Below are 21,400 nucleotides of genomic sequence, written 5' to 3'. Positions count from 1 at the left end.
CTCAGAGACCGAGCAGTGCCTTCGAGATGATTCCGCGCTGCACCTCGGACGAACCGCCGTAGATGGTGACCTTGCGGGTGTTGAAGTAGCCGGGCAGAGCATCGACAGCGCCGTTGGGCAGGTCGGACAGACCCTGGCCCTGCACGCGGTCGGAGACGAAGTCGAGACCCTGCGGACCGAGTACGTCGACGAGGAGTTCGGAGATGTCCTCCTGCAGCTGGGAGCCCTTGAGCTTGAGCACCGAGGAGCGTGGATCCGGCTTGTCGGACCCGGCGGCCTGGGTCGAGAGGATCCGCAGCTGGGTCATCTCGAGCGCGGTGAGTTCGGCTTCGATCTTCGTCAGACGAGCGGAGAACAGGGGGTCATCCAACAGAGTGCCGCGAGCGGTCTTCGTCACCGCGGCGTAGGCCTTGGCACGGGCGAGGTTGACCTTCGAACCGCCGATGCGGGCGATTCCGGTGCGCTCGTTGCCGAGCAGGAACTTCGCGTAGGTCCAGCCCTTGTTCTCTTCGCCGACGAGGTTTTCGACGGGGACCTCGACATTGTCGAAGAAGACTTCGTTGACCTCGTGTCCGCCGTCGATGAGCTGGATCGGACGGACGGTGACGCCGGGGGTCTTCATGTCGATGAGCAGGAAGGAGATGCCTGCCTGCTTCTTCACGTCAGGGTCGGTGCGCACGAGGTTGAAGATCCAGTCGCCGTACTGGCCCAGGGTCGTCCAGGTCTTCTGGCCGTTGACGATGTACTTGTCGCCCTGGCGCACCGCGGTGGTCTTGAGCGAGGCGAGGTCCGAGCCGGCGTTGGGTTCGGAGAATCCCTGCGACCACCAGATGTCGATGTTCGCGGTGGCGGGCAGGAAACGTTCCTTGATCTCCTGCGAGCCGAAGGTGGCGATGACGGGTCCGACCATGGACACGTTGAACGGCAGCGGCTGCGGAACGCAGGCCAGCTGCATCTCTTCGAGCCAGATGTGACGCTGCACGGGGGTCCAGTCCTGGCCGCCCCATTCGACCGGCCAGTTCGGCACGGCGTAGCCGTGCTGGTTGAGGATCCGCTGCGAGGTGACCATGTCTTCCTTGCTCAGCTCCTGGCCGGTGGCGACCTTGAAGCGGAGTTCCTCGGGGATCTCCGTGCGGTAGAACTGACGCATCTGCTGCGCGAACTCGCGCTCTTCTGCATTCAGTAGGGTGTCCATGCGAACTCCTTATAGATCGTTCAGTAACTTTCCTCCAATGGTACGGTTCGGTGTTCGGGCTCACAAGTGGGAGACGGCGAAGACCCTCGCCGAGGCGGCCCTCCGGTGGGATCGGATGTTGATGTCACAATCGCCTAACTTTATTTCAGAGATGTATTACTACACCTATCCCAAGTGGTAATACTGATCCAGGAATTCCAATGGTGATTCCGAGACGTGAGCTTCTCCGGATTGAACCCCGCGCCGCTGGGCTCCGCATTCCCCGCTGCAGAAGATCCCCAGGGGTACGGAAAGCTGAGTGACGTGTCAGGCAGGACCACGCATATCCCCCCGGTCGCACCGTCGCGTCGGCTCTTCGGCTATGAGTCCGAGCTCTCGACGGTCGTCGGCGCGATCTCCGGGCAGGGGCATCTGGGCGCTCTCATCATCGGCGCGGCGGGCATCGGGAAGACCGCGCTGGTGAATGCTGCGCTCTCTCGTCTCGACCCCGATCTTGCGGTCACCCGCCTGCGCGGCTCGGAGAACGCGCGGGTCCGGAACCTCGGAATCTTCGAAATCCTGCTGTCGTGGGAGGGCATCGACACTGACCTTCCGCCCGGGCGTGCGCTGTCGGTGATCGGTGATCTGTTCGAGCGCAGAGCCGAAGGCGGTCGCTCTCTGGTCGTCGTCGACAATGCCGATCTCGTCGACGATCATTCCCTCGCAGTGTTGGCTCAGCTGACGGATGCACGCAGGATCAAACTCGTCATCGCCGCCGAATCGGCGCGTTCGCCGGTCGATCTCATCGCCGGGCTGTGGCTGTCGGGAAGCATTGTCAGGATCGATCTGGACGGTATCGACGAGGCGGATGCGGCTGCGATGATCAACAGCATCGGACTCTCGGAGACCGAGACGAGATCGGTCTCGGAGCTGACTGCACTCGCCCACGGCAATCCGCGGCTGCTCGAGAGGCTGCTGTTCGGGCGGAGCCGGACCAGCGGGGTCGAAACCGCGATCGCCCGGGTCGATCAGTCCAGCCGCGAGGTCATCGAAACCGTCGCTCTCATCGAAGCGGTGCCCTATGACGTGCTCGTCGGGTTCACCAGTCCACAGACGATCGACTCTTTGGCGGAGGACGGTCTGCTCTCGATTTCGAAGGGTCGAGGGGGAACGGTGAGCATGCACGAACCCGTCACGGCTGAGAACGTCCGAGCCATGGTCCCTCCCTCTCGCAGCCTCGAACTGCTCACCAGGTTCGATGCCGGAGCGGATCTTTCGGCACTTCACGGCAGAACGCTCTTCGGCTACGCCGCGTGGTCGATCTCCTTGGGCCGGGTGCCGACTCCCAAACAGGTTCTGGATGCCGCCGGTTGGGCAAACGCGCGGGGCAGATACCGCGAAGCCGCAGAGATCATCCGCACCAGCGGCTATCGCGGTCCCGAACTCGACCTCGAGCACGCCCGCAGCGAATGGGGAGCCGGTAGGCTCCGCCAGGCCCGGGAGATCGTCGACCCGCTTGTCTCCGAGGCGTGTCTGAATCCGGACACCTCAGCACAGGAGTATCTGTCCCGCCTCGCCTCGATGGAACTGAGGCTGATGGACCCAAGGAAGCCCGAGGATCTGCGGCTGGACTGGGTCCGGGACACGCTTTCGCTGCCGATCGACGTCGGTCGGCTCGATGCGACGCGCGCCAGGTTCGACCTCAAAGGAGGTCGTATCGCCGCTGCCTGTGCCTTGGCCGAGAGCGTCTATCTCAACCATGCGAGCTCGGTGCGCCACCGTCTGCGCGCATGTGCGTTCCTCGGCGTGGCAGAAGTGATGTCCGGACGGATCGAACTGGGACTGAGCTATATCGCGCAGGCCCGGCTGATGTTCGGACTTCCCGGGCCCGAATCGTTCGAACGGGAAGATGCCATCCCGCAGTTCTTCGTGGCGAATTTCATCGCCGGCAACTGGGCCGAGGCGCGGACGGCAATGGATGAACTGACCTCCAGTCGGCGGCTGACCAGGCTGACGAACGCGCTCATCGACCTGCGCACCGGAAACGCGGCGAAGGCCCACTGCATCCTCGGCGAACTCAATCTCGGTGCCGACCCCTGCGACATCGTCGATATCGCTGGAATGGCCAGGTCGGCACTGTCTCTCTCCGCTGTGCTGACAGACCAGCGGACGGAGGTCGTCTCGATCGCTGTCGACGAGGAGGCCGATGCCAGTCGGCATTCGTGGTGGGCTTCATTCGAAGCCAGACTCTTCGACCTGCAGGCACTGGCGCAGACGTCGCCGGGGCCGGCAGCCCCGCAACTCTATGAGCTCGGGGCCTGGGCAGAAGAACACGGTGCGCACACCCTTGCCTGCCTGGCCTGGCTCGAGGCCGGTCGACTCGGGCACGAACAGGCCATCGGCGGATTGTCCGCGTCGTCCGGCAGGGTCGACGGCTCCCTCGGTCGCCTGCTGCGCGCCGTGGCACATGCCTTCAGCACTGACGATCTGCAGGCGCTCATCACCGCGGCCCGTGAGGCGCTGATCTTCGGCGCGGTCGTGCTCTGCGCCCAGCTGTCCGGCGAGGCCCGAAAACGCGCCGTTGCCTCAGGCAATGCTGCCGCCACCAAGGAAGCCCGGATCCTGCTGGGCCGGAGCCGGCGCGTGCTCGACTTCGATGCCGACGGCAAACGGTTCCACGCGAATCTGGGCGAGCTCGAGCACTCGATCATCACGGGCATCGTCGAGGGTCGAACGAGCGCAGAGATCGGAGAAGAGCTGCACCTTTCGGCCCGAACCGTCGAATGGCACCTCGGACGTCTCTACCGCCGAGTGCATGTGGCCAATCGGCAGGAGCTGCGAGAGGTGGTGACGGAATGGCTGAAGAGCTGACCACATCATCGGGCGAGAGCATCCAGGACGGCACGACGATCTTCGGGCGCAAGGGCGAACTCGAACTGATTCGTCAGTCGCTGCGCTGCTCGGAATGCTCCGGCATCCTCATCGAAGGCGAGATCGGCGTCGGCAAGACCCTTCTGGCGAGAACGGCCTTCGAGGACGGGAGCGACGGAATCTGGATCCGCGGGGACCGCGTGCACCAGAACACCGAGTTCGGCGTCTTCGGTCTGCTCGTCGACCTCGACGGCGACCCGTCCACGCTGCTGGGGCGAATCGTGTCCCGGCTCACCTCGACTCGAACCTCGCAGGCGGTCTTTGTCGACGATGCCCACCTGCTCGATTCCCGTTCGCAGGAGGTCCTGACCGACTTGGCCAGCGCCGGCTCGATCAGGCTCGTCGCGATGTCGCGGTCCAACCCCGAGAGTGGGGTCATGCCGTTCTCGACTCTGGTCGAAGACCGTGTGCTCCAGCATCTCGTCCTCGGTCCTCTGCCGCGTGAGGACTATCGGTCGATGATCGAACACCGCCTCGGTCACATCGTGTCCCAAGCAGTGGTCGACATCGTCGACTTCCATTCGAAACGCAATCCGGGAAAGCTCATCGAACTCCTCGAATACACCGCACGACGGTCGCGCTTCCTCCTGCGCCGAGGAGTGTGGATCCTCGACGGACACGACACCGACTATGATGCGCGTGCCCGCGACTACGCACGGATCGGTCTTGCCGACCACTCGCCCCAGGAGACGGAGGCCCTCGAGTTGGTCGTCCTCGCGGGGGAGGTGGAGCTGGCGACACTGCTCGAGGCGGGGCTCGGGGAAGCCGCGGATGCCCTCGTGGCCGCCGGTGAACTGAAGATCGACGCGCAGAGACCCCATGTCTATGAGGCAGTGGAGAACCACACCTCGGACACGATCAGGTACACGACCCCGACCGGTCGGAGTCGAGAGTGGTTCGACTTCATCGACTCCAGCGGAGATGCACCTGCGGAGTGGTCGCAGGTGGTCAGGGCCGAGTGGGGACTGATCTGCGGAGCGGAAGTCGGCGAGTCGAGGACCATCGACGCCGCACTCATCGCCGCTCGCCTCGGAGACTGGCATCGGGCCATGCGGCTGATCGCGGAGATCCCGACGGAGAAGTTGAGCCCACACGAGCTGCTCTCGGTCGCTCTGCTCTATTGCGGCTGCAATAAGATTCCCCTCGGACTCGACATCTTGGCCCATGCGGTTCGCACCGCATGCTGTGCTCCGCTGGTCGTCGATGCGCTCGTGGTCTGGATGAACCGCTCTTCCGCCTCCATGTCTCCGGCCCTGCGGCTTGCGGACTTCCGCACCGCTCTCAATCGGCTGCACGAGGAAGGTGACGGACACCCCGGAGGGGGAGTGGACGCAGCGTTCGGACTCGAATTCCTCGACCGTGTCGCCGCCGTCGTGGCCGAAGAACGACCGATCACCGTGGACGTCTTCGACGGACTCACACCCGAGGGCGGGGCAACGGGCAGCTTCCATCTGCTCGACACGATGCTGCACGCGACCGACATGCTCGACTCGGGACGCACCTTGGAAGCGCTCGCGCTCCTCGAATCCGCTCAAGCCGATTTCAGCAACGAAAGCACAGGGGCACTTCACCTGACCATGCTGCAGGGGCGCACACTTCTGCAGCTGGGACGAACCGCTGAGGCGAGAGAGCTGATGACGACACTGGCGACGCATGACATCGCGTACCTGTCAGCTCGGTCCGGGCCGATCGACCTGCTGTGGGCGCAGACTCACCTGCTCGAGGGCAATCTGCCGGGGGCGATGAAGGCGCTTCGCGCCGCGATCGAATCGCTCACCTATTGGAACTTGGGCACGCAGCTGGCCATCGCGTTGGCGGAGGCCGAATATGCGGTCTCTCGTGTCGGAACCGCTGCTGACGCCGACGAGCTGCACGCCCGCTTCGACGAGCTGCCCGTCACAGCCCTCTACCACGAATATCGTCGAGCCCTCGTACTGCGAACCACCGCGCGGGCGATACGCACCGGTGAGACCCGGTACGAGCACGAGCTGCGCCGGATGATGGACGAAGCCGAAGCCGATGGGGCAGCCGCGATCGTCGTACTCATCCGCCTGCACCTCTTCCTGCACTTCGACGAGATCGCACCTGAGGCGATGTGTGAAGCGGCCGCGCACGGAACCGGGCGTGAGTTCGACATTGTCAGCCGCCTCGGCGCTGCACTGCGTGATCATGATCGTGCAGCCTTGACGTCTCTTGCGGAGGAATACGGAGCGTCTATGCCTGACCTGGCGGGTAAGTGCATCGCTCTGGCCGCGCGATTCGGAGCTGGTCAGAGCAACGGCCCGGGCAGGCAGAACATAGGACTGACCGCCCGGGAGAAGCAGATCAGCGCGCTCATCGTCGCGGGCCGATCGAATGCGGAGATCGCGCTGGAACTGGGAGTGCGGGTGCGAACGGTCGAGGGCCACACGTACCGGCTGTTCCGCAAGCTCGGTGTCGAACGCAGGGACCAGGTCGCCGAGGCGATGCGGGATGCCGAAGGCCGACTGCGCGCCTGAGCGTGAGCCGAGTATCACCGACTGCGGGATTTCGGACTCGGGTGAGTACTCACTGCGGTGCTCCGGTGGTGACCTGGTGGTGACTGAGTAGTGACCCGAAGGCGACTCCAGTATCGACCACCTGGTCCGAGACGGCTGCCGGCGAGCAGTATCTGAGTATGGACATCACGCCTCAGCCTCCTCAGTCTCCTCAGCCTCCTCATCGAACCGACCCCCGCGCCGTGCGAACGGCGGCGTCCGTCTCCGGGCCGGAAATCCTTCTCCGAACGAGTTCCCCGGACTCGACGACGGGAGGCGGATCATGCGTCAGGTGATTCGCCGCAAGGAAGTCGGCGAGCTCCGCTCCCTCCTCTCGCGGCACCGTGCCGCAGCCCTCACCGGCGGCTTCGGGTCCGGGCGGCGATCGATCTTGTCGGCACTCGAGTCGGAGTGGGATGGAACGGTGATCAGGGTCGCATCGAGTCCGCTCGATGAGGACACGCCCTGGTCCGGGATAGGCGGTCTGCTCGCCGCAGTCAGCGCATCCGTGCACGGCCCCTCCGATCCGGCGGAGCTCGCCGATGATGAGATCGTGCCGAACATGATGACGGCTCTCCGATCGATTCCAGGAGACGAGGACACGCTCATCCTCGTGCCCAATGCCGACGAGATGGACATGGACTCGCAGCGGGTGCTCGGTCAGGCGCTGCGCCGGTTGAAGTCAGGACGTCTGCACATCGTCATCACGGTTCGGTCGATCGACGATGACGGTCCGTTCGCCTCGGTGCCGGAGATCGAACTTGCGGATCTCAGCATCGCCGAGCTCATCGAGCTCGCCCGGGACCTCGCCTTGGCCCGCTTCGGACACACGAGGATCGCCGAGGAGGCAGCCCAGGTCGCTGCCCACGCCGCCGCGGGTCGTCCCTTGGCCGTCAGCCATATCCTCGAGGAGATGGCGCCCAGTGAGATGCGCGGGGAGATCGCGCTGTCGATCCCGGTCAGAGTGGGACCGGCCAGCCGTCCGATGATCGCCGACTATGTCGAAGGGCTGACGGCCAATGCCGAAGCGCTGCTCGGATGTCTGTCTCTGTCCCCACTGACGCCGCTGCGGCCTCTGGCCAGGAGGCTGCCCGGATTCTGGGAAGCCGTCGACGAACTCGAATCGCGCGGGACGATCGAACGTCGAGGGGCCTTTCTGCGGATACCCCACGGATTCGTCCGTGCCATGGTGCAGCAGTCGATGGGGGCGCGCGAGCGACGTCGAACCCACCTCGTCCTGGCCGAAGACTGCGCCGACACGTGGCCGCAGGTCGAAGCCTGGCACGTCTCGTTCATCGACCCGGGTGAGGAGACCGCACAGCAGCTGGCGGCACACGCTCTCGGACTGGTGCGACGCGGACTCACTGCCGGAGGGGCCGAATTCGCCGAACGGGCCATCCGGGTCTGCAACGATCTCGAGGAGCTGCGCGGTCAGCTGGTCGAGATCGCCGAGACGCTGTCCGATCACGGGCAGTTCGCCTTCTCCCGCCGCTATGTGCAGATCGCCTCTCGGTCGAACCGGGCCGCGGTCGTGGTCCGCGCTCGGACTCTCGAAGTCCGCAATGTCTTCCTCGAGACGCAGACGCTGCCGTCCTCACTGTTCACGTCGTGGAGCAGGGTCGAATCGGAGCAGGCACCCGCCGAGGTGGCACGCCTGCAGCTGACGCTGGCGCTCTGCCACTGTGAACGAGGCGAATTCGCTCGAGCGCAGGAGCTTCTGGCACTTGCCGAAGCCGCCGATGAGCAGTTTCGCGACAGCGAGGCACAGCTTGTCCAGGCCGTGCGCATCCTGCTTGACAGCAACTGCGGAAAGGACGGGGCGGCGCTCGCCGGTTTCGCGAGCCTGCAGGAACACCAGGAGGCGATCAGGCCGAGCTTCGGACTCGCCGTCGCCCAGGGACTGGTGCTCACCGAGCATTATGAAGCCGCCTCGGCTGTGCTCGACCACATCGGTGAGACCTGTGCCGCGACCAGGGTCTGGAAGCGGCAGGTGGACTGTGTCCGCGCTGATCTGGAAATGCGCCTCGGCCGAGTCAGCCAGGCCGTCGACGTCATCGACAGGCTCATCGCGGAATCTGAGGCCGACAAGCGCAGAGGACTCGTCGTCGTCCGGCAGGATCGGATCCTGCTGCTGCACGCCTGGAAGATGCTGCTGACCGGACGCGCCGGTGAAGCGGGGCTCGTCGAGGAACAGGCCGCGGTCCGGGCTTCGGCGACGAACAACCACCGTCTGCTGGCCGAGCTGAATGCGCTCCAGGGCAGATACCTCCTGCGCGCCGACTGCGCGGCCGAAGCGATCGGACACCTTCGGCGCTGCGAACAGCTGTCCGCGGACGAGACCAACCCGAACGTGCGTCGTTTCGAGGGCGACCTCATTGAAGCCTTGGTGGGTATCGGCAGAAGAGAGCATGCGACTCTTCTGCTTCAGAAGCTGCGTGACCGCGCGAAGGCATGCCCTTCTCGGTGGACCGATCTGTCCGTCAGTCGGAGCGAAGCGCTTCTGGCCGCCGGGGAGACTGCCACCGACCTGTTCGGGCGAGTGCTGCGGCAGTCCAGCACCTCAGAGTTCGTCTTCGAGAAGGCGGTCACGCATGCGGCGTTCGCCTCTCGCCTGACCGACAACGGTTCGAACCTGAGAGCACGTGAACAGAGACTCGCCGCTGCGGCGCTGTTTCGCGAAGTCGGGGCCGGTCGTCTCGCCGACCATCTCCGCACCGGGCAGATCGTCGAAGAGCCGAAGGCGCCGACGATGCCTGAGCTGCCGCGCCTCGGCGAACTCAGCGACGAGGAGCTCAAGGTCGTCGAACTGGTTCGTGCGGGAATGAAGAACCGGGAGATCTCCGAACGGATCTTCGTCTCCCTGCGCACCGTCGAACTCCGCCTCACCGCTGTCTACCGCAAGCTCGACGTCGGGTCTCGCACAGAGCTCGTATCCAGGCTCGCGGGCAACCCGCGTCTCGCCGCGGTCTGAGCCGCCATCCTTGGTGAACATGAGCCGCAGACGGTTCGCGCCGTCTGCGGCAGAACGCCCCGCGGAGACCCGCACCGCAGTCGCGGATGACCGCAGTCTCCCCTCCGCAAGCACCAGAACAGAGTCATCGCACTCATAGCGTGAAGTCGACGCATTCCGCAGTTGGAATCGCAGCATCGTCGGCTCTCACCGACGATGCCCGGCCGCCACAGTGACGGGGCCGGGAGAGTCGAACATGGGAGATCACGATGACTGTGTCAGAACATCCGAATCCACTCATCCGGGGGAGGGCCGGCGGTGTGGCTTCGCCACCTTCAGCGACTTCTGGATCGACGTGGCCGGCACGGCTGACAACGCGGATCTGGAAGGGCAAGACCAGGTTCCAGCTCGTCCTCGATCTCGTCGCTTGGACGGCTGCCGGCCTGCTCGCCTCGACGGTCATGGGTTCAGGAGTCGTCAGTGGAGTCGAACTCGTTTCCGCGCTTGGGGCGGCAGTGGTTCTGCAAGTGCTCCTCGGCCTGCTCACCGGGCTCTACCGCAGTCGCTACCACTACGGCAGCTTCGCCGAATACGGCGGCATCGCGATCATCGCACTGATCAGCGCGTGCGGTCTGATGGCCGTCACCTTGGGGGATTCGCCGTTTGTCCTGCTCACTGTCTCCTCCGCAGTCATCTTCATGACCGGCAGCCGTTACCTCATCCGCTGGTCCCACCAGATCGTGACCCGTCCACTGCAGGGTGAGCGAGTACTCGTCGTCGGCGCCGGCGACGCGGCTGAATCCCTGATCCGCCAGATGCTCTCGAACCCTGACGGTGAGTATCTGCCCGTCGGGCTCATCGATGATGATCCGCACAAACGTCATCTGAGCATCCACGGGGTTCGGGTCCGTGGGACGAGTAAGGACATCGCCGAGGCGGCCGAGTGGCTGAATGCAGCTGGAGTCATCGTCGCGATCGCTGATTCCGACGCGGAATTCCTGCAGAAATGTCGCGAGCGTCTGGAGCCGACAGGGAAATGGCTGAGGACGATCCCGCCGCTGGCCGAGATGGTCAATCGCAAGGTCGAGATCGGCGATATCCGCGATATCAAGGTCGAAGACCTCATCGGCCGCGCTCCGGTGCACACCGATCTGGCAGAGATCGCCAAGAAGGTAGCCGGCAAACGGGTTCTCGTCACGGGAGCGGGTGGATCGATCGGCAGCGAACTCTGCCGGCAGCTGTTCGCTCTCCATCCGGAGAGCCTCGTCATGCTCGATCGCGATGAGACGGCGCTGCACGGAGTCGAACTCACGCTCTACGGCTCGGCGCTGCTGATGTCGCCGAACACCGTGCTTGCCGACATCCGAGACCGGGCTGCACTTCATCATGTCTTCGCCGAGGCGAAGCCGCAGATCGTCTTCCACGCGGCGGCGCTCAAACATCTGCCGATGCTGCAGCGGTTCCCCGAGGAGGCGTGGAAGACGAATGTCCACGGCACCCTCAACGTCCTCGAAGCAGCACGCGCAGTCGGAGTCGAAACCTTCGTCAACATCTCGACGGACAAGGCCGCCGCACCGACGAGCGAGCTCGGCCGGAGCAAACGGATCGCCGAAAGACTCGTCAGCGGATTCGCAGCGAAGTCGCCAGGCACCTACCTCTCGGTTCGCTTCGGCAATGTTCTGGGCTCCCGCGGATCGGTGCTCCTGTCCTTCCAGGAACAGATCAGACAGGGCGGTCCGATCACGGTCACCGATCCGGAGGTCCGACGCTTCTTCATGACGATCCCGGAGGCATGCCAGCTGGTGCTGCAGGCGGCGACGATCGGCGAGGACGGCTACGTCATGGTTCTCGACATGGGTGAACCCGTGCGCATCGTCGACATCGCCCGGAGTCTGGTTGCGATGTCGAATCAGAATACCGAGATCGTCTATACCGGCCTGCGCGAGGGTGAGAAGCTCGACGAGGAGCTCTTCGGTGACTACGAAGGCACCGTCATCCGCATCCACGACAAGATCAGCCGTGTTGAGGCACCTGAGCTCTCACCTGCCGATCTGCCGGTCGTGATGGCTGAGCGAGGCGTCATCGACGAGTTCTGTGACCGCAGCTGCCGCCCCCAACCGGAACTCGGTCATCAAGTGGGCCGCCGAGAACCCGCCGGCGGAGCTGTCCACCTGCCGGTGCCGACCACGTTGATTTCGGATGAGGTCAGGCCATGACGATCTCGGACGCGGCACCGACGAAACCGGAGACCGCACCGGAGCCTCAGCCTGTCCCGGCCGCTAGCCGGATCCTCCTGTCGGGCCCCGACGTCGGGGAGCTCGAAGAGGAATTCCTGTTGCGCGCGTTTCGCAGCGGCTGGATAGCACCTGTCGGTCCGGACCTCGAAGCGTTCGAGACCGAGCTTGCGGCAAAAGTCGGAGTCTCTTATGCAGTTGGGCTCTCATCCGGCACGGCGGCTCTCCACCTCGGCCTTCTCGGTCTCGGAGTGCGGCCGGGAGACCTGGTGATTACGTCGACGATGACTTTCGCCGCAACGGCGAACGCCATCACCTATTGCGGAGCCGAACCTGTATTCGTCGACTGCTCCTCGGACGGAAACATGGATCCGGTACAGCTGCACCGGGCTTTGAAGAACTCGATCCGAGGTAAGAAGAAGCCGGCGGCAATCGTCCCGGTCGACCTGCTCGGACGGCCCGCCGACTACGACCGGATCTTGCCGATTGCGGCCGAATTCGAAGTCCCCGTCCTCGTCGACGCCGCCGAATCGCTGGGATCCCGCTATGGAGCTGTCACCTGCGGCAGCTTCGGCGACGCCGCGGTCGTGTCATTCAACGGCAACAAGATCATGACCACCTCGGGCGGTGGAGCACTGCTCACCGACGATTCCCGACTGGCAGAGTACGCCCGTTTCCTGTCGACCCAGGCCCGGGAGCCGGTGGCCCACTACGAACACCGGGAGATTGGGTTCAACTATCGGCTGAGCAATCTGCTCGCCTCTATCGGACGGGCGCAGCTGACCCGGCTCGACGCGATGGTCGACCGTCGCCGGGAGATCCGTCGACGCTACAGCGACACAATCGCCTCGGTGCAGGGGGTTTCTGTGTTCGGCAACGACAACGACCACTGCGACAATGCCTGGCTGACTGCGATCCTCGTGGACGAGCATCGGACTGGATTCAGTGCGGCCGAGTTGGGAGCCTGGCTGGCTGAACACGATATCGAAACCCGACCGCTGTGGAAGCCGATGCACTTGCAGCCGGTCTTCGCCGAGGCGCCGATATACGGCGGAGAAGTCTCCGAACGCATCTTCTCCACCGGCCTCAACCTGCCGAGCGGATCGAAGATGACCGATGCCGACATCGAACATGTCATTGTCATTGCGACTGCGTACTTCGAGCTTCGAGGCGCAGCCGTCGATGGAGCTGCGCCGTGACCCAGTCCCGTGGCAGACGGTCCCATACTCGAATTCCCCAACGCGCCAACGCAACCTGACACAGATACTCGGAAGAGGAGAAGGGAAACTTCATGTTGTCCACTGCCCGCCGATTCGCGGCTCAGATGCTGCCGAATGGAGTCTCACCGTCAGTCGTCGAAGAGGTCTATTCGACGCTGAACAACCCCGCATCCCGTTCATCCTCTGCCGCATTGGAACAGATCGCGCGGCATGCTCGCACTCATGTGCCCTTCTACCAGAACTTGAAGGGCGAGGGTTTCGAGTCACTGCCGGTGGTCACGAAACCGATGATGGTGGCGGACCGTTCGCAGTTCTTCGATGAGCGGGTGAATTCTGACAACCTTGCCAGCAGATATTCGTCTGGGACTTCTGGTGTACTCTACGATTCCTACTTCGACGCCGACCGGATCTCTCATCACAGGGCCGAAATGGTAGCTGCTTTTCGGTTCCTCGGCGCCGACCCGTTTGCCCCGACCCTCCACGGCACGACATGGTTCGACGTTTCGGTCAAATCCAAGCTGGTGTATTTCCTACAAGGCAAGCGGATGTACAGCGGAGAGCACGATGAGCAGAGTATTCGGGCGATCGCTCGATGGCTGAGGCGCCGACACGGCACAATCGTCGTTGCGCTGTGCTCTTATCTGGATGCGCTCTTCGAGGGCTTTCGCAGGTACGACATCGAGTTCGCAGAAGGAGTCATCGGTGCAGTGCTTGGAATCGGTGAGCCCGCTACCAGCTCATTGAACGAACTCATCCGGGCCCAAGCAGGAGTTGATCTCGCTATGAGGTACTCCAATACCGAGAATGGGATCTTCGGAATCTCGGACGGCGCGCTGACCCGTTACAGGCTCAACACTGCGACCTTCCATTTCGAGATCCTGGACCTGGACTCGGACCGCCCAGCTCCGCCGGGCGGAATCGGACGAATTGTGGTCACAGACCTGTTCAATCGTGCTTCGCCCTATATCCGATACGACACAGGGGACGTCGGGCGGTTCGCTGTCGACGACGCCGGTGCGCCGATTCCCGGCATATTGCAGGAGCTCAGTGGGCGCAACCGGGATTTCTGCATCGGCGGTACCGCAGAGGTGCCTCAGAGGATACTGCATATGGGAATGATGGAACTTGCTGACCAGCTCCAGGAGATCCGACAGTTCCAGCTTCGTCAGAACGATATCGGGAAGTTTACGTGGGTGCTCAACGCGCCCCGATCCGCAGCCCTCGAGCTCCGTCTTCGCAGTATCCTCGACGACTGCGTCGGGGACATCGTGCGCTGTGACTTCACCTATGATTCGCAGCACCTCGTCGTCGGGTCCGGTAAACGTCAGAGCTTCGTCAACGAGATTCCCGATCCAGAAAGTCTGTTCAGGTCCCGATCACTCAACTGAACTGGTAGGAGTCACCGGCACTCTTCCGGCGACTCGAATACTTTCGTATTTCGCGGAGACAACGCCGGGCTCATAACGACTCCACTCGAACCCGTCATCTCTGCCCATGGCCTGGGCCAGGTAGTACAGCGGGACATCGGCTCCCGCGAGATGCACGAATGGATATCCGCCGCCGAAGCGCGGATTGATGTCGATGACAGTGCTGCGTCCCTCTCCGTCGAGGAACATGTCGACATCGATGAGTCCGGTGAGCCCAGCCGCTTTCGCGATGAGAGCCGAATTCGCCACGAACGGGGCAGGATCCACCGTAACCGCTTTGTCCGTCTCGCCCGCTCGCATCCGCAGCTTGCGTCGGGCAAGGACAGCGGCGAGGTCACTGGGGGCATGGAGTGCACCGACGATATCGACACCGTGTTCGGTGCCGGAGAGTTTGGGTTGGATCACGACATCGTCGGCAGTCGGCTCACCGCCCGATTGCGCAGGTGCGGAGAGCAGTGATTCGGCCACAGCTTCTTCTGCCCGAGCAGCGGACACGATCGCGAGACCCGACGAACCGCTGCCGAACCGGTGTTTGACGACAACGTCATCGGTATACGCTGCAAGTGCCGACAGTCCTGCGCCGTCTCCGCCGGTGACCGTCGGCGCAGTTCGCACGCCGATCGCGGTGAGCATCTGCGCCATCCGCAACTTGTCGACGCAGCCGCGCTGCCATTCGGCGGACACACCGGGGACGAGCACTCCCAACTGTCGCATTCGGTCCGCGAGGTCCGTATTCACATGGAGATGAAGGAGTTCATAGTCGTTGACGGAGATGAACAGCTGCGGTTCGAGGTCGGCGATGAGGTCCAACAGGGCGGTCTCATAAGCAGGGTCCGAGTACTTCGGCATGATTCTGCCGATGTCGCCATAAGTCGCGGACGAACTCGTCTCGTCGTTCTCGGTGACGACTACGCGCCCCTCGACGCCGAGAGTCTCGAAGGCCTTGCGGAACCAGTCGATGAGATACAGGCGTCGACCGGCCGAGCCGATCACGACTGTGGCTGGAATCGACGTCATGTGGTCCTCCTGCAGTCACCCAGCGGATTCTTTGATTCACGCATGGGACTTCTCGGTTCGAATAACGGCTGACGCCACTGACCGGCCTTCATCGGCTCGGCACTGAAAGCATATCCGCATCATTGGGGCCGAACCAGGGTATGACTCGGTCCACACGCGTTCGGGCGGCTTTCCACAGGGCCACTGCGGATCACCGCAGGCTCTGTCGCAGACCGCGTTCGACGACGGCCTGCGAATGTAGCGTGAAGTCCGATTCGCCGAGCTGTCAGCAAAGGTCAGAGCGGCGCAGAGGAGTCCAAGGGCGCTCGCCGACATCACCGGTCGCAATCATCGGCATCGGTTCTACGCGCAGCAGTTACGCAGTTCGGAAGGACACAGACATGGGCATGACAGAATCGGCACCCAACGGCGCGGGCATGGACCTGCGCGACTACGTGAGGATCCTTCGACGCAGATGGCTGCTCGTCACAGCAGCGACGGTGCTCGGAATCGTCGCAGGTGCCGTGCCCGTCGCGCTCATGACGCCCACATATGAAGCGCACACCCAGCTCTACGTGTCGGTCCAATCTGATGCGGGAGGAACCGGTGACCTGGTGCAGGGAAACAGCTTCGCAAAAGAAGTCGTCAGCAGCTATACAGACATCGTCGGGTCCAGCGTCGTCCTCGACCCGGTGATCTCCGAACTCGGACTCAACACCACGGTGGCCGAACTGCGCGATGATGTGAAAGCGAGCACCCCCGACGGCTCGGTCCTCATCGACATCACCGTCGCCGATTCGGATCCTCAGCAGGCTGAGCGGATCGCCGCGGCGATCAGCCGAAGCCTGACTCAGGCAGTGCAGAATCGGCTCGAACCCAAACGTGCGGACGGGCGGAGTTCGATCAGCCTGACTACCACGCAGGAAGCTCAGACCGCAGATGCACCGGTGAGTCCACGGGCAAGTCTGCTCGTGCCCGCCGGACTGCTGCTGGGGCTGCTGTGCGGGATCGGAATCGCCATCCTCACCGCGGTCTTCGACACTCGGGTGCGATCGGTGCAGGATATCAGGCAGCTCACCGAGACCCCCGTGATCGGAAGAATCCCCCGAGACTCCGCTGTCGCCGACGATCCGTTGGTGGTTCGAGCCTTCAAATACGGTCCCACGGCAGAGGCGTTTCGGGCACTGCGCACCAACCTCGAATTCCTCGGAGTCGGCTCCAAGCGCCGAGTCTTCGCCATCACTTCGCCGAGTCTCGGTGAGGGCAAATCGATCACGGCAGCGAATCTGTCGATCATCCTCGCCGAATCGGGGCTGCGGGTGGCTCTCGTCGACTGTGACCTTCGTCGGCCCAAAGTCGCCGAATATTTGGGCATCGAAGGCGCGGCGGGGCTCAGTGACGTCCTCGTCGGTCGGGTGGAGATCTCCGACGTCCTCCAACCATGGGGCGAACACGGGCTCAGTGCCCTGCCGGCAGGGCATATCCCACCGAATCCGAGTGAGCTGCTGGGTTCCCAAGCGATGGACGCTGTACTGCACGAGCTCGGCGAAGACTTCGACTATGTCATCCTCGACGCACCACCGACCCTGGCTGTTACAGATTCCGCAGTGGTCGGGACGAAGGCGGCAGGCATCATCATGGTCTCCGCGGCGAGCAACACTAAGAAGCGCGCCTTCACCGAGTCGATCCGCACCCACCTGGCCGTGGGCGCCCGTGTCGCCGGGATAGTCGTCACGATGCTGCCGCCGAACGGCGAGGATCTGTACACCTACGGTGCAGCGGAGGCTTATGGCAGGCCCCCGACCGAGACCGAACGACTGTCGGCCGATACCGGCCCGAGCTGGATGTTCCGACCGGATCGAAGTCATGTACAGGGTCCCGCAGACGACGGCATCGACACGGCGGTCGATCGTCATCCAGCGGCACCTTTCGGATCGAAGCATCTCTCCGCCCCGAAGTTCTGGCCGATCCCCAGTCGGAGCAGACTCGCCGATCACCGATGCGCTCCGGCCGATGACACGGGCTTCGAGGAACCGCAGACCGCAGAGCTGCCCCGGGTGGGCGCGGTTCCCGGTAATGCGAAGCCGCAGAGAGCGGATTAAAGCTGATGTCTCAGAGCTTCACCGTGCTCACGGTGTGCACCGGAAACCTCTGCCGCTCGCGTCTTGCAGAGCTGGTGCTGGCCCAGAGGTTCGCCGACGTCTCCGAGATCCGCCTGCGCTCGGCCGGCACCCGTGCCGCACCGGGGCGAATGATGCCCGAAGAAGCCCGGGAAGTTGCGGGGTTCATGGGGGTGATCAACATCCGGGCCCAGCGGGCGCGGCAGGTCAGTGAGGATTCGCTCAGCGCGGCTGACCTCGTGCTCGTCATGACACGCGAGCACCGACGCGCAGTCGTCGAACTCAACCCGCGCATCGTTCGGCGGACCTTCACGATCCGCGAACTCGCAAGTCTCGCGGCGGTGACTCGCGACGACGAGATCGTCAGCGAGGGCGCTCTTCCGTCAGCGGACCGGGCGACGCGTCTGCGGGCCGCGGTCGGAGCGGCGGTGCGACGGCGCAGTCGCAGACGCGCACCGGATCTTCCCACAGATGATGACGTGATCGACCCGTATGGGTGCGATCGGGACATCTATGCGCTCGCGGCTCTGCAGCTCGCCCCAGCGGTCGAAGGCGTGGCAGTCCTGTTCCAGAGGGCACTCAACCTCGGTGAGGAGGAATGATGGACGAGATCGAGCAACAGCCGGCAGCCACTCGCGCGCGCCGAATGAATACCCGTACGCAACGACGCCCTTACGACACCGTGAAACGAGGGATCGATGTCTGCCTCAGCGTATTCGGGCTGATCATCACAGCACCCCTGCAAGCGGTCGTCGCCGTTGTCGTGCTCGTCGTCCATGGCGGGCCCGTGCTCTTCAGGCAGCCTCGTCCCGGGCGCGGAGGGAAGGTGTTCGACATCCTGAAGTTCCGAACCATGCTGCATCCGGACGCCGACCACATCACCGATGGACAGCGACTGACCCGGCTCGGCCGGTTCCTGCGGGCGTCGAGCCTCGACGAACTGCCTTCGCTGTGGAACGTCGCCTGCGGCGAGATGAGTCTCGTCGGACCGCGACCGCTGCGGGTGGAGTATCTTGCCCGGTACACTCCTGAACAGTCTCGGCGACACGAGGCGCTGCCCGGAATCACCGGTCTGGCGCAGGTTCGTGGCCGCAACGACCTCGACTGGGACGACAAATTCCGACTCGATGTGGAATACGTCGACACCCGGTGTCTGAGACTCGACCTGCTCATTCTCCTGCAGACAGTGCAGACCGTGCTCGGACGGCAGGGCATCAGCAAGGGCGGCTTCGACACGATGCCCACGTTCACCGGAGAGAGGGACGCGGGCAATGGAGATTCGTAGCAGACTCGGGGGAGCGAAGCTCGCGGCCGTTGTCCTGGTCAGCGCGCAGATGGTCGCTGCAGGTGGAGCGGTGGCGGTGAACCTGCTGGCAGCCTTCGTGCTGAGCCCGTCGGGACGCGGAGATCTCGCCTTTGCCCTGCAGCTCGCGTACTTCCTCTCCGTGTTCGCGATCATGGGTCTCGAGCGGCCCTTCATCGCCGCTCGGTCCGGAGGCTTCGGCAGCGAATACCGAGTCTTCGCCCGAATGGTGACGCCGGGGACTCTCTGCATCCTTCCGATCGTGGTCCTCGCAGCGATGGTGTCACCGTTCAGCACCACATGGCTGTGGATGGGCGTCATCGCAATCGCAGGATATGTTGCACTCAATTCGCTGGTGCGTGCGCTGCGCGTCGCCTATGTCTGCAGCCGGGAATGGAAGTGGTTCACCGTCAACGCGGTCGCCACCCAGGTGATCATCGTGGTCGGTGCCGCATTGCTGGTGCTGCTGCGTGTGGACGACCCGGTGGTGTGGATGTGGGCATATGCCGCATCGGCGCTTCCTGCCGTCGCTCTTCTGTTCCTCGCGCCGCGCTCGTGGAAGCAGTCGGCACCCTCCCGGGCGGAGAGCCGGGGGCTGCGCCGCCGCGGCTGGGTTCTGCTCCCCTCAGACTTCAGCAACACCGCGATGCTGCGCTCGGACCGACTGCTGCTTCCCATGCTGAGCAGTTCGGCGGAGCTCGGCCTGTATGTCACCGTCGCCACAGTTCTCGAGATGGCGACGTGGCCGGTGCAGCAGTGGGTTGACGCTTCTCTGCGCAGCTGGTCGAAGTCGTTCTCATCGGGCCCGCTCCCAGTCCTCCGTGTCATCGTCCGAAGCGTCCTTCTGCTGATCGTCTTCGCGGCAGTGCTGGCGGGCGCGGCCTTCGCCATGATCATCTTCGTGCTTCCCGAGTCCTATCGGCCGGCGACCGCAGTGATCGTTCCCTTGGCGGCCTCAGCTGTCGTATTCGGACTGACTCGCGTCCAGCAGGGTCTGCTCATTGCCTTGGACGCGCCGGGACGGGTCTCGATCGTCGAAATCGTCGGTACGGCCGCCTCGGTGCTCGCCTATCTCACGCTGATTCCGCCCTACGGCATGCTCGGTGCAGCCTACGGGTCGATCATCGGGTACTCCGTCTGTGCCGCAGCAGGTGCGTACGCACTCATCCGAGTGCTCAAGAGCAGACCCGAATCTTGGGCTTGCGACGGGCTCGCCGAGGATGCGAAGAACAGCGATCCACGATCGGCCGCGGAAGCGGATGTGACGGCCATGGCCGACACAGCCATGAGCGACGCCATCCATCGACACTCAGACACAACGAGGAAGTGACCCCATGGACGTATTGATGATCGCCCACTTCACCGGCGGCGGAAGACGGCCGGATGACAGGTTCGACACCTTGGCCGGCATTCTCGCCCGTCGGGGAGCCGAGGTCGAGCTGGTCACTTCGTCGTTCCACCATCTGTCCAAGAAGCATCGGGACCCTTCCGACAGGGAGACTCAGCTCTTCGTGACCACCTACGTCTCTGAACCTGCCTATCGGACCAACGTCTCCATGCGTCGTCTTCTCAGCCACCGGGCCCTCGGTCGGAACCTCAAGGAATATCTGCGGCACCGACGGGTGCCCGACGTCGTCTACTGCGCCGTGCCCTCGCTCGAAGCCGCGCACGCTGCGACCGAATTCGCCGCAAGAAACGGTGTGCGACTCATCCTCGATGTGCAGGATCTGTGGCCCGAAGCCTTCGAACTCGTGCTCAGACCACATTGGGCCGGACGTTCCGTGCTCGCACCGCTGCGCAGAACAGCGGAACGGATCTATCGTGCTGCAGACTCAGTGGTCACTGTCTCCGAGACCTACTCGAATCGCGTTGCTGAGGCTCGCGGGGACGCGGCCGGGGTGACGACCGTCTATCTCGGCACCGACCTGCAGCGCTTCGACAGTTTCGGCGCGAACCGACCGACCGACGACGGATACATCGAACTTGCATACGTCGGCACCCTGGGGCACAGCTACGACCTGCCGACGGTATTCGAAGCACTTCGCATACTGAAGCGTGCAGGAAAGCGCATGCGCCTGCATGTGATGGGCACGGGACCGTTCGAGAACCAATGGCGCGGGGAAACTGCCGATCTGCTCGAAGAGGTCATCTTCTACGGCAGACTCGAGTATCCGGATATGGTCGCACGTCTGCGGGGGTGCGATATTGCGGTCAATCCCATCGTTGCGGGAGCCGCACAGTCCATCACCAACAAGATCGGCGACTACGCTGCGGCAGGGCTGCCGGTCGTCAACTCTCAGGAATGCCCCGAGTATCGGGACCTGCTCGTCGCCTACGGAGCAGGAATCAGTTGTGAACCGACGGCGGAAGCCGTCGCCGCAGCGCTGGTGGAACTGGCCCAAGACCGAAATCTGGTGGAACGCGGTATGGGGTCACGACGGATGGCCGAGGAGCGCTTCGATCGGGCGGTGACCTATGAACGCCTCGGCGGGGTGGTCCTCGATGCGACCTGAGTCAGCAGCTGCTCAC

Annotated in this window: 13 protein-coding genes; 11 read left to right on the top strand and 2 right to left on the bottom strand. The window is 63.8% G+C overall.

Going from position 1 to position 21,400, the window contains the following annotated elements; all coding sequences use genetic code 11:
• Window position 1: 1 nt before the first annotated feature.
• The gene (locus ACVZTU_RS16560; protein WP_139909269.1) at window positions 2-1,195 is read right to left on the bottom strand and encodes an acyl-CoA dehydrogenase family protein; all 1,194 of its coding nucleotides are present in this window, start codon (window positions 1,193-1,195) and stop codon (window positions 2-4) included.
• A 2,100-nt stretch (window positions 1,196-3,295) separates the two neighbouring features.
• Here ACVZTU_RS16560 and ACVZTU_RS16555 point away from each other — a divergent pair.
• The 6 genes from ACVZTU_RS16555 to ACVZTU_RS16530 all read left to right on the top strand — a co-directional run bounded on the left by ACVZTU_RS16555 (window position 3,296) and on the right by ACVZTU_RS16530 (window position 14,413).
• Window positions 3,296-4,045 (top strand): helix-turn-helix transcriptional regulator, encoded by a 750-nt coding sequence (locus ACVZTU_RS16555; protein ID WP_427846182.1) that lies wholly within the window; start codon window positions 3,296-3,298, stop codon window positions 4,043-4,045.
• The gene (locus tag ACVZTU_RS16550; protein ID WP_482400886.1) at window positions 4,030-6,603 is read left to right on the top strand and encodes a LuxR C-terminal-related transcriptional regulator; all 2,574 of its coding nucleotides are present in this window, start codon (window positions 4,030-4,032) and stop codon (window positions 6,601-6,603) included. The genes ACVZTU_RS16555 and ACVZTU_RS16550 overlap by 16 nt, the downstream gene beginning before the upstream one ends.
• A gap of 301 nt (window positions 6,604-6,904) precedes the next feature.
• Window positions 6,905-9,592, top strand: a complete 2,688-nt coding sequence (locus tag ACVZTU_RS16545) for a helix-turn-helix transcriptional regulator (RefSeq protein ID WP_482400885.1) — start codon at window positions 6,905-6,907, stop codon at window positions 9,590-9,592.
• Window positions 9,593-9,891: 299 nt separating this feature from the next.
• The gene (locus ACVZTU_RS16540) at window positions 9,892-11,787 is read left to right on the top strand and encodes a polysaccharide biosynthesis protein (protein WP_482400884.1); all 1,896 of its coding nucleotides are present in this window, start codon (window positions 9,892-9,894) and stop codon (window positions 11,785-11,787) included.
• The gene (locus ACVZTU_RS16535) at window positions 11,784-13,004 is read left to right on the top strand and encodes a DegT/DnrJ/EryC1/StrS family aminotransferase (RefSeq protein ID WP_139469069.1); all 1,221 of its coding nucleotides are present in this window, start codon (window positions 11,784-11,786) and stop codon (window positions 13,002-13,004) included. Before ACVZTU_RS16540 ends, ACVZTU_RS16535 begins: the two co-directional genes overlap by 4 nt.
• Before the next feature lie 245 nt (window positions 13,005-13,249).
• The gene (locus ACVZTU_RS16530) at window positions 13,250-14,413 is read left to right on the top strand and encodes a phenylacetate--CoA ligase family protein (protein ID WP_139469070.1); all 1,164 of its coding nucleotides are present in this window, start codon (window positions 13,250-13,252) and stop codon (window positions 14,411-14,413) included.
• Here the strand turns inward: ACVZTU_RS16530 and ACVZTU_RS16525 are convergent.
• Window positions 14,402-15,469, bottom strand: a complete 1,068-nt coding sequence (locus ACVZTU_RS16525; RefSeq protein WP_482400883.1) for an ATP-grasp domain-containing protein — start codon at window positions 15,467-15,469, stop codon at window positions 14,402-14,404. The two genes, ACVZTU_RS16530 and ACVZTU_RS16525, sit on opposite strands and share 12 nt — an antisense overlap.
• A gap of 380 nt (window positions 15,470-15,849) precedes the next feature.
• Between ACVZTU_RS16525 and ACVZTU_RS16520 the strand changes: the two genes are divergently transcribed.
• From ACVZTU_RS16520 to ACVZTU_RS16500, 5 genes are read left to right on the top strand one after another with little or no spacing between them, the layout of a single operon-like run.
• Window positions 15,850-17,550 carry a tyrosine-protein kinase domain-containing protein gene (locus ACVZTU_RS16520; RefSeq protein ID WP_482400882.1) on the top strand — a complete coding sequence of 567 codons (1,701 nt, stop codon included), beginning with the start codon at window positions 15,850-15,852 and terminating at the stop codon, window positions 17,548-17,550.
• A 5-nt stretch (window positions 17,551-17,555) separates the two neighbouring features.
• Window positions 17,556-18,170, top strand: a complete 615-nt coding sequence (locus ACVZTU_RS16515) for an arsenate reductase/protein-tyrosine-phosphatase family protein (RefSeq protein WP_139469073.1) — start codon at window positions 17,556-17,558, stop codon at window positions 18,168-18,170.
• Window positions 18,170-18,853 carry a sugar transferase gene (locus tag ACVZTU_RS16510; RefSeq protein WP_282433190.1) on the top strand — a complete coding sequence of 228 codons (684 nt, stop codon included), beginning with the start codon at window positions 18,170-18,172 and terminating at the stop codon, window positions 18,851-18,853. The genes ACVZTU_RS16515 and ACVZTU_RS16510 overlap by 1 nt, the downstream gene beginning before the upstream one ends.
• A complete protein-coding gene (locus ACVZTU_RS16505; protein WP_139469074.1) occupies window positions 18,840-20,201 on the top strand; it encodes a lipopolysaccharide biosynthesis protein in 1,362 nt (453 codons plus the stop codon). The genes ACVZTU_RS16510 and ACVZTU_RS16505 overlap by 14 nt, the downstream gene beginning before the upstream one ends.
• A gap of 4 nt (window positions 20,202-20,205) precedes the next feature.
• On the top strand, window positions 20,206-21,384 hold the full coding sequence (locus tag ACVZTU_RS16500; RefSeq protein ID WP_139469075.1) for a glycosyltransferase family 4 protein: 1,179 nt from the start codon (window positions 20,206-20,208) through the stop codon (window positions 21,382-21,384).
• The last annotated feature ends 16 nt before the right edge of the window (window positions 21,385-21,400 follow it).

The sequence above is a fragment of the Brevibacterium sp. OS20 genome (assembly GCF_056837565.1).
This window is presented reverse-complemented; position numbering and strand designations above follow the sequence as displayed.